We start from the raw sequence: 13,917 nt of genomic DNA, 5'->3' as shown, positions 1-13,917 counted from the left end.
GCTCACCCAGTCTGGGGTACATCCAGCAAACCGGCGCGAACCAAAGCCACCAAAGCTCGGATCAGTGCCAATTCCACATGAGTGCGATGGGTACCTCCCTGCACATAGAGGTTGTAAGGGGGGCGCAAGGGAGCATCTGCAGAAAACTCACTGGTGCTGCCGTCAATAAATGTTCCGCCCGCCATCACCAAATCGCTTGCATACCCAGGCATCGCTGCCGGCACAGGATCGAGATAGGCCCCAATAGGTGAACATGCCTGAAAGGCCCTGCAAACAACTTTCAAAACCTCAGGGTCTCCAAGCTGCACCGCCTGAATTAAATCGCTACGAAAGGCTCCCATCGAGGGCTTCACTGCAAAGCCCAAAGTGTCGAACACACCCGCGACCAAATCAGCTCCGATCAATGCCTCTGCCACCATTTGTGGAGCCAAGAACAGCCCCTGCAACACCAACCGATAAAGATCAAAGCCAGTGCCCCCCTGACTACCAATTCCTGGAGCAGTGAGCCGACAGCAAGCCTGCTCCACCAAATCAGCCCGACCGGCGACATATCCACCAGTTGGAGCAATCGTGCCACCGAGATTTTTGATCAAAGAGCCCGCAATCAGATCAGCACCAACTGCTGGGGGCTCCAAATCCTCAACAAGCTCGCCATAGCAATTGTCGACAAAACAGACACATCCAGGCTGAGAGTTATGGATGCGATGACACAACTCGCCAATGGCTTTGATCGAAAGAGATGACCGCGAGCTGTAGCCACAGCTGCGCTGTATCAACACCATCCTTGTTGGCACCTCCAAGGCGCGTTCCAAGGCTGAAACATCCACACATCCCTCGGCCGTGAGGGGCAGCTGGTCATAAGAGATCCCTAATTCGGTTAAAGACCCCTGGCCGGATCCACGCAGACCAATCACTTCTTCAAGGGTGTCGTAAGGCTCTCCGGTCACTGACACGAGTCGGTCACCAGGCCGAAGAACGCCAAACAACGCAGTCGCAATTGCATGGGTACCACTCACAAACTGGAGTCGAACAGCTGCTTTTTCAGCACCAAGCACCCTTGCAAATACACGATCAACCACCTCCCGAGCCTGATCTCCATGGCCATAACCGGTGATGGAAGCAAAGTGTTGCGTGGCGACTCGTTCGCTGCTGAAAGCCTCCAACACCTTCGCAAGGCGAACCGCTACGGCAGCCGTCCGCTCGCATGCGATCCCCTCAAGGCGCTTAGAGACAAAGCCAACGTGCCGCCTGGCCCACGCCTGCACCAGCAGTTCATCAAAGCCAGCTGCAGGGAATGTCTTCAAAACAACCCGGGGTCAGAAGCAATCATCCCCATGCTGAATCCTCGTTGAACGTCAAACGAAATCGAAAGTGAAGAACAAGAGCAGAACATTGCCAAAATCACAGTTCACCGAACCAAGTCAGCGCAAATCATTGGCAAAACTGCCATAGCTCAGCACGCATCAAGAAGATGCACAGCTGAGCTATGGCCCCTGGAAACGGTTCCATAGTTCCTTTAGATTTGAACATGTCTCGGCCCTTTCCGCTCCACTCGCCTTACAAGCCAAGCGGCCGACCCATCCAAAGGAGTACCTCTTGGTTTCCCCTCTTCCGGTCTCTTCAGCCACAAACCGTCAGCAACGTTTGTGGGCTGCTGTAAAGGCTCATCGTGAGCCACTACCAGCAAAACAACGTCGATTCAAATGGGGCACCACCAGTTTCATGCTGGCCATGCATGTAGCAGCAACCTTCGCACTGCTACCACGCTTTTGGAGCTGGCAAGGGTTGGTCGCTTTTGCCGTTCTTTATTGGACCACGGTGCTCGGGGTGACCTTGGGATTACATCGACTGGTCGCTCATCGCAGCTTTGTCGTACCCGTTTGGCTGGAGAGGATTCTGGTGATCATGGCCACGCTTGCCTGCCAGAGTGGCCCCATCGAATGGGTGGCTCTGCATCGCCACCATCACCGCTACTCCGACCAAACCAATGACCACCACGACGCCGGCCGTGGCCTCTGGTGGGCCCACAGTGAATGGATGCTGCATGAGATTCCAGCGCTGGATCACATGGACCGCTTTGCAGGAGATCTGCTAGCCGACCCTTTCTTCCGATGGCTTGATCGCTGGTTCCTGCTGCTACAGATCCCTCTCGGTCTTGGGCTCTACTGGTACGGAGAAGTCGCCCAGGTGCACGGTGGAGGACTTGGCCTGGTGCTCTGGGCCATCCCCCTGCGACTGGTGGTTGTGTACCACGTGACCTGGTTTGTGAACTCGGCGACCCATGCATTTGGCTACCGCAACTTCGACAGCCCAGACCTCTCTCGCAACTGCTGGTGGGTGGCGGTGCTGTCCTTCGGCGAGGGTTGGCACAACAATCACCATGCCTATCCCTCCAGCGCCCGTCATGGCCTGCGATGGTTTGAATTCGACATCACCTGGCAACACGTGAAGGCATTGCGTCGTCTTGGCCTGGCTCGTCGAGTCCAGCAAGCCCGCTATGTTTCCGGGGCTTCCTGAGCAACCAACAACTCTGAGCGGGCCCTGAGATCATCCAAAAACCCCTCTGCTCCCTGTCTGTTCACTCCACCCAAGGCCACCTGAGTTGCGTGCAGATCAAGCAATTCACCATCGAGCTCCTCAGAGTTGTAATCCCTCAAACCAGCCATCACCTCCGCAAAACGTTCTCTGCGCTGCGCCTTAGTGACTGGATAAGCCTCCATCACCTTGTCCCGGCATTGACGCCACGATTTTCCATTGCATAGACAATCAGCCAAAGCAGCACTAAGAGCTGCGGCCTCATCTTCTTCAATTCGCCAATCAAAGCCAGCAGGTAAGGCAGCAAGACCCACAAAAATCTCAAACAGAGCGCCAGCGCCGAGTGGCTCACCATCTGCTCCTTCCAGAGGAAGAGAACTTTCCGAAAGCACCTTGAGTAAGTCGGGATGCCCCTCAACCAAGCGATCACGAATCGGCTCTAGACCGGCATGAAGAATGGCGTTGGCTTGACCCAATGCCAGAAACACTTCGGGGCCTGGTGAAGCGAGTTTGCCGTTGCGCAGATTAGAGATCTGCGAATTGTGCACCCGGCCGAGATCAAGGCATTCAGCCAGAGCCGGCAAGACCTTATGTGACCAACCATTGCGCTCATGCCAAACATGAATGAGATGAGCCATGGCCCGCCGCCCATCATCCAAGCGCTCGCGATAGCCCCTGGTCGCCGAATCAGATTCAACATCAGGCTTAGTCACTGGATAAGGATCCGTATCGTGTATAGTTTATGCACATTCGATAGATCGCTCATGGCCTCCAGAGTGATACCTACGCCTTCAACGATAAGCAGGCCTGCAGCTTCGCATAAGGCCTCAAGCCTTTCTACAAAACTTCAGCGCTCCTACACAAGCCAGGCCATTTGCCCACCTAAAGAATCAAGACGCTGGGGAACGATCGGATTCATGATCGCCATTCATGCCCTATCCATCCTGGCCCTGTTGCCCCGTTTCTGGAGCTGGCAAGCGATCACAACCCTTCTCGTCCTCTACTGGGTCACGGCCTGCCTCGGCGTGACGATCGGCTACCACCGTCTGCTCTCACACCGGTCGTTCCGAGTACCCCACTGGCTGGAGCGCTTCTTTGCCACCTGCGGAACCTTGAGCTGCCAACACGGTCCAATCGACTGGGTAGGACTCCATCGCCACCATCACAAGTTTTCCGATACTGACCCCGACCACCACAACAGTCATAAGGGCTTCTGGTGGAGCCACATGGGCTGGATGTTTGAACCCATTCCAGCCATGCGGGTCGTGCCACGCCTCACTGTTGACCTGGCAGCGGATCCCTATTACCGCTGGCTTAACAAGTACTTTCTACTGTTGCAGCTCCCGCTAGCCGGTTTGCTCTTCTGGATCGGCAGCGTCAGTGGAGCCGGTGGGTGGGCCCTCGTGCTGTGGGGTATCCCCTTGCGCCTAACGATCGTGTATCACATCACCTGGCTGGTCAATTCCGCCAGTCACTGCTGGGGGACTGTGGCCTTCGACAGCGGTGACAACTCCCGCAACAACCCTTGGGTAGCAGCTCTTACTTTTGGCGAAGGTTGGCACAACAACCACCACGCCTTCCCGCACTCCGCCATTCATGGACTCCAGCGCGGTCAGATCGACCTCACCTGGCAGCACATCCGCCTCATGCGAGCCCTAGGCTTGGCTCGCAAGATCCGGCTACCGATCACATCGTAAGGTTGTCGATCGCTCAACAGTCGTCGTCCGTCTTCTTATCGCCATGGCCAAGCGCGTACAAGTCGTCCTGAACGAAGACGTCCTCAGCCTCGGCAAGGACGGCGACCTAGTTGAGGTTGCTCCTGGTTATGCCCGCAACTTCCTGCTTCCCTTCGGCAAGGCTGTCCCTGTGACCCCAGCCGTGATGAAACAGGTCGGTCACCGACGTGCCAAGCAGGCCGAACATCAGGCGGCAATCAAGCAGGAAGCCCTGGACTTCCAAACCGCTCTGGTCACAATCGGGCGTTTCACCGTTAAAAAGCAAACCGGCGAAGACGATGTCTTGTTCGGCACAGTCACCAATGGTGATGTCGCTGAAGCAATCGAAACAGCCACAAAGAAGGAGATCGACCGCCGCAATATCATCGTTCCGGAAATTCACCGGACCGGCAGCTACAAGGTGCAAGTGAAACTGCACAACGAAGTCAACGCCGAAATCAACCTCGAAGTCGTCAGCTACTGATTGCTGGCAAGGCTTGAAAAACAAGCCAAAGTGGGTCTCCTTATAACGTCAGCTCCTCATCCATGGTGAGCGCCCCCCTGCCAAACAACGGCGATACCGCCGCAGAGGGGTCCCGTCCCTTCAGGAAAGCCTCTTCTACATCTCGAGAACCGAGCTTTGAAGCCCTGCCAGACTCCGTGCCTCCTCAAAATCTGGAGGCAGAGGAAGCTGTTCTAGGAGGCATCCTTCTTGATCCTGATGCCATCGGCAGAGTGGTCGATGTGCTCCAACCTGAGGCTTTTTATCTCAACGCCCATCGAGAGATCTTCCGCACAGCCCTGATGCTTCACAGCCAGGGCAAACCCACCGATCTCACAGCAATGAGCGCCTGGTTGGCCGACACAGGGTCCCTGGAGAAGGTAGGTGGCAGCAACCGTCTGATCGAACTTGTAGAGCGCGTCGCCTCCACTGCATCAATCGAGCAAGTGGCCCGTTTGGTGATGGACAAATTCCTACGGCGACAGTTGATTCGCTCAGGCAACGAAGTGATTCAACTCGGCTTTGACCAGGGCCTACCGATGGAACAGGTTCTCGACAAAGCAGAACAAACAATTTTTGCGATCAGCCAGGAAAAGCCATCCAAAGGTCTCACCCCCACAGCAGAAATCCTTACCAGCACCTTCAACGAGATCGAAAGCCGCTCACTAGGCACGTCCGTCGCAGGCATCCCTGTGAACTTCTACGACCTCGATGCCATGACCCAGGGTCTGCAGCGCAGTGATCTGATCATTGTGGCTGGCCGCCCAGCCATGGGCAAAACCTCCATGGTGCTCAATCTGACCAAAAACGTTGCTCAACTCCACAACCTGCCTGTGTGCTTGTTCAGCCTGGAGATGAGCAAGGAACAACTCACCTATCGCCTCCTTTCAATGGAAGTTGGCATTGAGAGCAGTCGACTGAGAACAGGCCGTTTACGGCAGGAAGAGTGGCCTCTTCTGGGCCAGGGCATCAACACCCTTGGCCAGCTACCGATCTACATCGATGACAAACCCAATTCAGGCGTCCTGGAGATGCGTTCTCTCTCCAGGCGGCTCATGGCCGAACAAGGCAAAGAGCTCGGACTCATCGTGATCGACTACCTACAACTGATGGAGGGCTCCACGCCTGATAACCGTGTTCAGGAACTCTCCCGGATTACCCGCGGCCTTAAGGGCATGGCCAGGGAACTGAACGTACCTGTGATTGCCTTATCACAGCTCAGCCGTGGGGTGGAATCCCGCACCAACAAACGCCCAATGCTCAGCGACCTGCGCGAGTCAGGCTCAATCGAACAGGACGCTGACCTGGTGCTGATGATCTACCGCGACGAGTACTACAACCCAGAGACCCCCGACCGCGGCATCACCGAAGTCATCGTGACCAAGCACCGCAACGGCCCTGTCGGCACAGTAAAACTACTGTTCGAGCCCCAATTCACACGGTTCCGCAACCTGGCGGCCTAAAGCAGCAATACATTGATGATTTCTACTGTTCTCTAGAACGTCACGGGCCCCATGCCCTTCAGTGCTCCCCCAACCGAACACTTCGACGTCATCATCGTCGGCGGTGGGCACGCCGGTTGTGAAGCCGCGATTACGGCAGCGCGCTTAGGCCTAAGTACAGCTTTATTCACCCTCAACCTCGATCGGATTGCCTGGCAACCGTGTAATCCCGCAGTGGGAGGGCCAGCCAAGAGTCAACTCGTGCATGAAGTCGATGCCCTTGGGGGGGTCATCGGACGCCTTGCCGATGCGACGGCGCTGCAAAAACGTGTGCTGAATGCAAGCCGCGGCCCTGCGGTCTGGGCCTTACGCGCCCAGACCGACAAACGCCTCTATTCACGCCAAATGCTGCAGTTGCTTCAACAAACAGCCAACCTCTCGCTAAGAGAAGCGATGGTGACTGGCCTCGAAGTCAAAGGAGATCCATCTGGTGGCGGGGAGCACTGGGAGCCAGCTCAAGGACATGCAGCACAAATCACAGGCGTACGGACCTATTTCGGCAGTATTTATCGGGCCCAAGCCGTCGTGCTAACCACCGGCACGTTTCTTGGTGGTCAGATCTGGGTTGGCAATCAATCCATGCCGGCAGGTCGTGCCGGCGAGCAAGCCGCAGAAGGGCTCACCGAAGCCCTCGAGTCACTTGGCTTCCAAACCAATCGCCTCAAGACAGGCACTCCGGCCAGAGTCGATCGACGCAGCATTGCTCTCGATCAACTGGAAGAGCAACCCAGCGATGCCGCTGATCGCTTCTTCTCCTTCGACCCAACGGCCTGGGTCAGCGGTGAACAGATGAGCTGCTACATCACCCGCACCACCGCATCAACCCATCAACTGATCAAAGAGAACCTCGCACTAACGCCTATCTATGGAGGCTTTCTCGACAGCAAAGGGCCGCGTTACTGCCCATCAATCGAAGACAAGATCGTCCGTTTTGCTGACAAAGACTCTCACCAGATTTTTCTCGAACCGGAAGGTCGCGACACGCCAGAAATTTATGTGCAGGGATTCTCCACCGGACTACCTGAGCGGTTGCAACTCGACTTGCTACGCACCCTGCCAGGGCTTGAACAATGCGTCATGCTGCGGCCTGCCTATGCAGTCGATTACGACTACCTTCCCGCCACACAGCTCAGTCCTTCATTGCAAACCAAACGCGTCAAAGGGCTTTTCACTGCTGGGCAACTGAATGGCACAACCGGCTATGAAGAAGCCGCCGCCCAAGGGCTGGTTGCCGGTCTCAATGCAGCCCGTCTCGTCCAAGGCCAAGAGCAAGTGCAATTTCCGCGCGAGGGCAGCTATATCGGCACAATGATCGACGATCTTGTCAGCAAGGATCTACACGAGCCGTACCGGGTGCTCACCAGTCGAAGCGAATACCGCCTGATTTTGCGGGGCGACAACGCAGACCGACGCCTCACGCCTCTGGGCTATCAGCTAGGCCTGATTGATGCACGCCGTTGGCAGCTGTTTCAACGCAAACAAACCGCTCTAGAGGATGAAAAACAACGACTCGAAAAGCAGCGACTCAAAGCTAGCGATCCAGTCGCACCGGCCCTCGAGGCCAAAACAGGCGCAACAATCAAAGGCTCCATAACTCTGGCCGATCTGCTCCGACGTCCTGGCGTGCGTAGTGCTGATCTGATCGAGCATGGCCTAGTCGATCCAGAGCTTGCCCTAGGCGTAAGAGAAGGAGCAGAAATTGATATCAAGTACAGCGGTTACCTACAACGGCAGCAACAACAAATTGATCAATTGAAGCGGCAGAGCCAAAGACGCCTACCTGCAAATCTCGACTACGCCAACATCAGCACCCTCTCTAAGGAAGCCCGCGAAAAACTAACCGCTGTAGGGCCACTCAATTTCGCTCAGGCCAGCCAGATTCCCGGTGTTAGCAAGGCAGATCTCACCGCCCTGTTGGTCTGGCTGGAACTGCAGAAGCGTCGAACCCTCGCCGCCTCTGGTCACGATCGATAACGTTGGATGTCATTGAAAACGAACGGTGCCCTCTCAGCTCACCACCTCGCGGGCCTACTGGAACCTACGAGCTGAACAGGTGATGGACCGCGTCTTCCACGAGCAAGACAATCATCTGACCTCTGCCAGGGTGCATGTCCACGAATCACTCAAGGCGAAGCCACCTCAGTGGCAAACTCTTACTCTTACTGGTCTTGCCACTGCGGGGCTAATCAGCAGTGTCTGGCTAGCTCACAATTGGCAGGCCTCCCAAGCCCAGCTTGACCGAGAACGAAATTTGCTAGTCATGGAGCGGCTCAGAAAGTTACCCGCCGCATCTCGAACGACCAGCGAAGAACCCAGCAACAGCTCAAGCATTAGCACCCAAAACACAAACGCTGAGCTGGCAGTCCTTCCCCAAACCCCGCTTGATCCTGATTGGGTCCAAAGCTTGGAGCCTGTCATCGTTCCCATCCGCGAAGAAACGTTCTCCAGCCACTCAAGTCACTTGCAGGACAATGCAAGCGAAGTCCCCGTACTTGTAGGTGTCGTACATGGCCCTAAAGGCAGCAGCTCAGCAATCTTTCAGCTGAAGCAAACCTCCGCCTCCGCAAAACCCGGAGAGAACATCGGTAGCAGTAACTGGCGCTTGGACTCTGTCAACGCCAATGGTGCCGTCATCAAAAATCAAGGTCAGCAACGTCAGCTCAACATTGGAGGCGCCTTCTGAACCAGACACCCTCAGGACTGATCTCACCAGCACGGGTCTGGGACGCCCCTAGCAAGGCAGTGCTCTCTGGTGAAGGCCCCTGGCAACTTCCCGGACCCTGGCGATTGATGCTGCTTGGAGATGGCAGCCCAACCCGCCACCTGAGACTGCTCACAGGCCATGAAGTGCAAGTCAACCTCATTGCCATGCAACCGGAACCCAATCCTGATGCAACAGCCCCGCAGGAAGTTCGCGAACTCAAACCACCTTTACTAAGGCGCCAGGTGTGGTTGATCTGCGACTCCCATACCCTGGCCTGGGCAGAAAGCTGGTGGAATTTCGATGAAGCCGAAAAGCATCTCCACAATCGCAATCAACCCATCTGGGACAGTCTCACAAAAGGCCGTTCCGAACTGTTTCGAGAAGTCGATGGACTGGGACTTGTCGCTGCCGATTGGCTCGAATCCGCATTCGGCCAAACAGGGCCATTTTGGAGCCGTCATTATCGCTTCTTTCGCCAAGAGCGTGAACTAACAGTGATCCGAGAAGTTTTCAGCCCTGAGCTCGAGAAATGGCTCGGACCCACTCCACGACAAGAGCTTCAACTCTGTTCATGACCAGAGCTCTCGATTTGTCGATTTTTAACTTGACAACTTGCCAACTCTTGTGCTTTCGGGAAGATTATTCAAGCGGTTCCCCTCTCCATGGCACCCTCCCCAAGCTGGCTGAGCCTTACTGATCTGGGACGGATCTACGGCATCTCAGCAATCAATTGCGGCCGAGCTCTACAACTGCAAGGCTTGCGCGATCGACATGGACGACCAACTCCAGGAGCCCTTGAGACTGGTGCAGCCCATAAGCACGGTCCACAAACCCCTCCACGCACAGCTCTCTGGAACGCCAAAATTTGCAAAGGCTTGCTTGAGAAAAGCGGCTACCAACCCATCAACCGAACACTTCAGGTGGAGCAATGGGCCGAACTACTTGAGGCCCTTGAAGAGGGATCGCCCTCCATCAATGCAACAGCAGAGCAAATGGCTGAAGATCTACCTGAAGAACTGGTAGGTGAAGTCAATGATCAACTCGCACGGCGAGGCTGCCATTTTCGCGTAGCGCACAAACCACATCAAGCATCTTTGAGCGCTGCAGCCTGATTGAATCGCGCAGGCTCAATCTCGCCGACGACTGGAACGCGGCAAAGGTCTCCGCTCCAGCGGTCGCTTCAATGATTCTGATGCGCTTCTGTTTGAAGCGGCCTCAGGATTAAGCCGCTCTGATGGGCGACGCTGCCAACGATCAACCTGGAAGGTGGACTCATCGGGCCAATCATCCTCATGAGGCACAACCTCACTGCGAGAAGACGCAGGTTGAATCAAAGGGGGAACACGGCGAGAGATCGCTTCCAGTGGTCGCTTCACTCGCATTTCAGTGGACTGAGGCTCAGACTGCCAAGGCTCCAGCCAACCATCGTCCTCGTCCTCTTCCAAAAACCATTCAAGCTTGTCACCCACCCAGCGACCAACCGTTCCCAAGCTCGCAGCGGAACGACGGTCTGTACGACCAGATCCACGCTGTCCAGGGCGGGTGCCGGCCACACCATCAACCAACTGACGACCTGTCTCAAGCCACTGATCCAAACGACGATCCAAGGGATCCCTGGACCTTTGGCGACGTTGACGACGTGTATCCATGCATCGACGTTACCGGCGCCGCCGGTGCAACCACTGCTCCCGTTGCCAACCGATTAGGGCAATCGAGACCCCACTGACCTGAAGCACCCAGAAAAACATGTCCACTCAGGCCTCCGGTGACGCAGGTTCATAGACGAACACACAGCTGGCATGCCAGCTACCCCCATAGTGACGGTCGCAACATTGCCGACAAGCAGCGCGATGAACACGTCGCTGATAAGGAGAACGAAGACCACAGCGAGGGCAAACCGCCCACCACCGCGGCGGCGTTTGAGGCACGGGAAACTGATGGCGCACACTCACCTGAAACTGGTTCTGGGCAGCGTTAATGGCGGCCATCCGGGCATGAAAGTTGGGGCCATGACTCTCCTTAACCTGCAGTACAAGATCAATCCAGGCATGGATCATTTCGTGGCAAAGAGTGCTTTCAGTAGCGGTCTGAGGCAGAAGCTCCAGCAACGGACGAGAAAGAACAATCTCGCAGCTGTTGCGGCCGTCAACCCTTAAGCCACGACGATAAAAACCTGCCGTCTTGCGCAATCGACCATCACTCCACCGCACAGACAGAAGAGGCTGAGATCCAATCGCTAGGGCGCCATTGAAATATTCCCTATTGAAGCGATGAAACAGCGGCAGCAGAGGCACCAGAGGCATTAATGCGCGTGGGGTAGGCCCTTAAATCAAGCTTTGACAGTCTGCCCACTTCACACAATCGCTGAAGAGCCATATTTCTGAAGTCGGTCAGTCAGACTCTCTTTTCAATTGCATCAAGATGATGGATCTAGCCCTGGCACGGGACATTGGGACCAAAGCCCTACTAGCTGGCGCTGGAGCCCTACTGCTCTACTGGACCATCACGGCCGTCAGGCTGGTCTTCAGTGCAAGGGGCATCAACCCCTTGGTCAAGCAGTTCTTCACTCAGGTCGCGGCAGGTCGGATTGATGCTGCCTACCTACTCACCACCAAAACCTATCGGCAGCACGTCAACAGACAACAATTCATCCGCTTCCTGGCCAGTCTGAAACTCAACCGATATCGCAACCTCAAATCCGGTCGACCTAGGCTCCAAGAAGGTCAGGTCATCCTCACCATCAAACTCAAATCTGATGGCAAAGATGAATTAAAAATGGATTTCACATTCAGCAAGATTGACGATTCATGGCGAGTCGATCGCATTGTGCCCCTCAATTCATAACCGATCGTTCTTAAGACAGCTGCGGTGACCCCGACGTCGATAACACCCCCAGAGCGGGCAGCCGAACTACGCCAACTACTCAATCAGGCCGCCCACTCTTACTACGTACTTGATACACCAACGATGGAGGATGCCGTCTACGACCGCCTCTATCGCGAGCTACTGAACCTAGAAGCTAAAGATTCATCGCTACTCACCCCAGACAGCCCCACCCAAAGGATTGGTGGAGCCCCTGCTCAAGGCTTTGCAAGTGTTCAGCATCGCATCCCATTACTCAGCCTCGACAATGCTTTCAATGTTGACGAACTAACGGGCTGGTACGTCCGACTCGCCAAGCTGCTTGGTCATCAAACCAACCCTAAAACGCCTCAACCTGATCTATCGATGGTGGGCGAACTGAAGATCGATGGCAACGCGCTAGCCCTCAGCTACGAACACGGCGTACTCATACGCGCAGCCACCCGCGGTGATGGCGCTAATGGAGAGGAGATCACAGCCAACGTCCGCACCATTGCCTCCATTCCGCTGCGATTACAACTCGTGCATCCTCCAGCCTGGCTGGAAGTGCGAGGAGAAGCGTTTATCCCGAATAGCACCTTTGCAGACATCAACACTGCCCGAGGAAAACGGGGCGACGTAGCCTTTGCCAACCCCCGCAATGCCTGTGCCGGCACGTTGCGTCAACTAGATCCCAAGGTGGTGGCCTCACGTCAGCTGGACTTCTTTGCCTACACCCTGCATCTACCAGACAACTGGCAAGCGAAAGCTCATGATCCAGCCAGACCCATGAACCAATGGGCAGCATTGGAATGGCTCCAGGCCATCGGCTTCAAGGTGAATCCAAACACCGCGTTGCTTACGGATTTAACTGCGGTAGAACACTTCTTCAAGCTCTGGGATGAGGATCGCCATCAACTTCCATACGCCACCGACGGAGTAGTCGTAAAGATCAACGACTTACAACTACAAGAAACTGCAGGCTTTACTCAAAAGGCCCCACGTTGGGCGATTGCACTCAAATACGCCGCTGAAGAAGCCCCAAGCAAATTGCTAAGACTCACCTGCCAGGTGGGACGCACAGGCGCCGTAACCCCTGTGGCTGAATTCGAAGCGATACCACTAGCAGGTACAAGTGTGAGCCGCGCCACACTGCACAACGCCAATCGGGTCAGCGAGCTCGATCTCCATAGCGGCGACACCATCGTGGTGCGCAAGGCCGGCGAAATCATCCCGGAAGTGATAGGTGTGTTGAGAGAACTACGACCTGCAGGAGCACAGACACTCAAGCTGCCTCATATCTGTCCGGAATGCCGATCAGACCTAGTGCGGGAAGAAGACGAAGCAGCAACACGCTGTGTCAACAGCAGCTGCCCAGCGATACTGCGCGGAACACTACGTCACTGGGTCAGTAAAGGAGCTCTGGATGTAGATGGCCTCGGCAGCAAGCTGATCGAACAGCTAGTAAACCGCGGTCTAGTGCAATCGATTGCTGACCTCTATGCACTCGAGGCAAGCCTTCTGGCAAGCATGGATCGTATGGGCAGTAAATCAACAGCAAACCTGATAACCGCCCTGCAAGCCTCCAAAAGCAAGCCCTGGCATAAGCAGCTCTACGGCCTAGGCATCCACCATGTCGGCGAAGTCAACGCTAAAGCCCTAGCTAAAAAGTTCCCCAGCGCCGCCACACTGGCCAACGCCGCCTGCAAGGCACCCGAACAAATCACGTCAGTGTTCGGAGTCGGCAACGAAATTGCGCAGTCACTACAACAATGGTTTGCCACCCCCGCCAATCAACAGCTTCTGGCCAAGTTGAAACAGCTAGGCATCTCCCTGGAAGCCAATGAAGACGAGCTCGCTCACGACACAGATCAAAACCAAAGAACGGTCAGCTTGGAGGGCCAAACCTTTGTATTAACCGGCACTCTGCCAACCCTGAACCGCAGCGAAGCCCAAGCCCTGATCGAAGCCGCCGGTGGCAAAGTCAATAGCTCTGTCAGCAAAAACACCAATTATGTGGTGGCTGGAGTTGAAGCGGGCAGCAAGCTGAACAAGGCCGAGAAACTTGAAGTCACGGTCCTTAACCAGGAGGAGCTGCTCAAACTTTTGGCCAGCTGA

The 13,917-nt window shown here is 55.5% G+C and carries 14 protein-coding genes; 10 read left to right on the top strand and 4 right to left on the bottom strand.

Annotated features, from left to right (window positions below; all coding sequences use genetic code 11):
• Nucleotides 1-2 precede the first annotated feature (2 nt).
• On the bottom strand, nt 3-1,304 hold the full coding sequence (locus SIB68_RS09200; RefSeq protein WP_063399998.1) for an aminotransferase class I/II-fold pyridoxal phosphate-dependent enzyme: 1,302 nt from the start codon (nt 1,302-1,304) through the stop codon (nt 3-5).
• Nucleotides 1,305-1,596: 292 nt separating this feature from the next.
• On the opposite strand from SIB68_RS09200, the gene SIB68_RS09195 reads away from it, so the two are divergent.
• Nucleotides 1,597-2,517 carry an acyl-CoA desaturase gene (locus SIB68_RS09195; RefSeq protein WP_011131536.1) on the top strand — a complete coding sequence of 307 codons (921 nt, stop codon included), beginning with the start codon at nt 1,597-1,599 and terminating at the stop codon, nt 2,515-2,517.
• On the opposite strand, the gene SIB68_RS09190 is transcribed toward SIB68_RS09195, so the two are convergent.
• Nucleotides 2,496-3,248: a hypothetical protein gene (locus SIB68_RS09190; protein ID WP_063398645.1), complete on the bottom strand. Its 753-nt coding sequence runs from the start codon at nt 3,246-3,248 to the stop codon at nt 2,496-2,498. The genes SIB68_RS09195 and SIB68_RS09190 overlap by 22 nt on opposite strands.
• Before the next feature lie 51 nt (nt 3,249-3,299).
• On the opposite strand from SIB68_RS09190, the gene SIB68_RS09185 reads away from it, so the two are divergent.
• The 7 genes from SIB68_RS09185 (at nt 3,300) to SIB68_RS09155 (ending at nt 10,070) form a co-directional block, all read left to right on the top strand.
• A complete protein-coding gene (locus SIB68_RS09185) occupies nt 3,300-4,232 on the top strand; it encodes an acyl-CoA desaturase (RefSeq protein ID WP_063398644.1) in 933 nt (310 codons plus the stop codon).
• Nucleotides 4,233-4,275: 43 nt separating this feature from the next.
• Complete coding sequence (gene rplI / locus SIB68_RS09180) at nt 4,276-4,734, top strand: 50S ribosomal protein L9 (protein WP_011131539.1); 459 nt, start codon at nt 4,276-4,278, stop codon at nt 4,732-4,734.
• Between the two features lie 62 nt (nt 4,735-4,796).
• Nucleotides 4,797-6,215 carry a replicative DNA helicase gene (dnaB, locus tag SIB68_RS09175; protein WP_011131540.1) on the top strand — a complete coding sequence of 473 codons (1,419 nt, stop codon included), beginning with the start codon at nt 4,797-4,799 and terminating at the stop codon, nt 6,213-6,215.
• Between the two features lie 51 nt (nt 6,216-6,266).
• On the top strand, nt 6,267-8,228 hold the full coding sequence (gene mnmG, locus SIB68_RS09170; protein WP_063399997.1) for a tRNA uridine-5-carboxymethylaminomethyl(34) synthesis enzyme MnmG: 1,962 nt from the start codon (nt 6,267-6,269) through the stop codon (nt 8,226-8,228).
• A 25-nt stretch (nt 8,229-8,253) separates the two neighbouring features.
• The gene (locus SIB68_RS09165) at nt 8,254-8,937 is read left to right on the top strand and encodes a hypothetical protein (RefSeq protein WP_063399996.1); all 684 of its coding nucleotides are present in this window, start codon (nt 8,254-8,256) and stop codon (nt 8,935-8,937) included.
• A 17-nt stretch (nt 8,938-8,954) separates the two neighbouring features.
• Nucleotides 8,955-9,533 carry a chorismate lyase gene (locus SIB68_RS09160; RefSeq protein ID WP_169190004.1) on the top strand — a complete coding sequence of 193 codons (579 nt, stop codon included), beginning with the start codon at nt 8,955-8,957 and terminating at the stop codon, nt 9,531-9,533.
• Between the two features lie 87 nt (nt 9,534-9,620).
• A complete protein-coding gene (locus SIB68_RS09155; protein ID WP_063399995.1) occupies nt 9,621-10,070 on the top strand; it encodes a hypothetical protein in 450 nt (149 codons plus the stop codon).
• A 15-nt stretch (nt 10,071-10,085) separates the two neighbouring features.
• Here the strand turns inward: SIB68_RS09155 and SIB68_RS09150 are convergent, their stop codons facing one another.
• Entirely contained in the window at nt 10,086-10,607 is a 522-nt protein-coding gene (locus SIB68_RS09150) for a hypothetical protein (protein ID WP_063399994.1), read from the bottom strand.
• Between the two features lie 105 nt (nt 10,608-10,712).
• Nucleotides 10,713-11,261 (bottom strand): SprT family zinc-dependent metalloprotease, encoded by a 549-nt coding sequence (locus SIB68_RS09145; RefSeq protein ID WP_063399993.1) that lies wholly within the window; start codon nt 11,259-11,261, stop codon nt 10,713-10,715.
• A 121-nt stretch (nt 11,262-11,382) separates the two neighbouring features.
• Here SIB68_RS09145 and SIB68_RS09140 point away from each other — a divergent pair, with 121 nt between their 5' ends.
• Together SIB68_RS09140 and ligA are read left to right on the top strand one after the other, a co-directional pair.
• Nucleotides 11,383-11,802, top strand: a complete 420-nt coding sequence (locus tag SIB68_RS09140; RefSeq protein WP_063396619.1) for a hypothetical protein — start codon at nt 11,383-11,385, stop codon at nt 11,800-11,802.
• A 24-nt stretch (nt 11,803-11,826) separates the two neighbouring features.
• Complete coding sequence (gene ligA / locus SIB68_RS09135; protein ID WP_063399992.1) at nt 11,827-13,917, top strand: NAD-dependent DNA ligase LigA; 2,091 nt, start codon at nt 11,827-11,829, stop codon at nt 13,915-13,917.

This window comes from Prochlorococcus sp. MIT 1323 (genome assembly GCF_047304905.1).
Taxonomy (GTDB): Bacteria; Cyanobacteriota; Cyanobacteriia; order PCC-6307; family Cyanobiaceae; genus Prochlorococcus; species Prochlorococcus marinus_D.
This window is presented reverse-complemented; position numbering and strand designations above follow the sequence as displayed.

Coding starts and splice junctions, on each gene's coding strand:
- SIB68_RS09185 (WP_063398644.1), top strand. CDS start 3,300: ATGGCCTCCAGAGTGATACCTACGCCTTCAACGATAAGCAGGCCTGCA.
- rplI (WP_011131539.1), top strand. CDS start 4,276: ATGGCCAAGCGCGTACAAGTCGTCCTGAACGAAGACGTCCTCAGCCTC.
- dnaB (WP_011131540.1), top strand. CDS start 4,797: ATGGTGAGCGCCCCCCTGCCAAACAACGGCGATACCGCCGCAGAGGGG.
- mnmG (WP_063399997.1), top strand. CDS start 6,267: ATGCCCTTCAGTGCTCCCCCAACCGAACACTTCGACGTCATCATCGTC.
- SIB68_RS09155 (WP_063399995.1), top strand. CDS start 9,621: ATGGCACCCTCCCCAAGCTGGCTGAGCCTTACTGATCTGGGACGGATC.
- SIB68_RS09150 (WP_063399994.1), bottom strand. CDS start 10,607: ATGGATACACGTCGTCAACGTCGCCAAAGGTCCAGGGATCCCTTGGAT.
- SIB68_RS09145 (WP_063399993.1), bottom strand. CDS start 11,261: ATGCCTCTGGTGCCTCTGCTGCCGCTGTTTCATCGCTTCAATAGGGAA.
- SIB68_RS09140 (WP_063396619.1), top strand. CDS start 11,383: ATGGATCTAGCCCTGGCACGGGACATTGGGACCAAAGCCCTACTAGCT.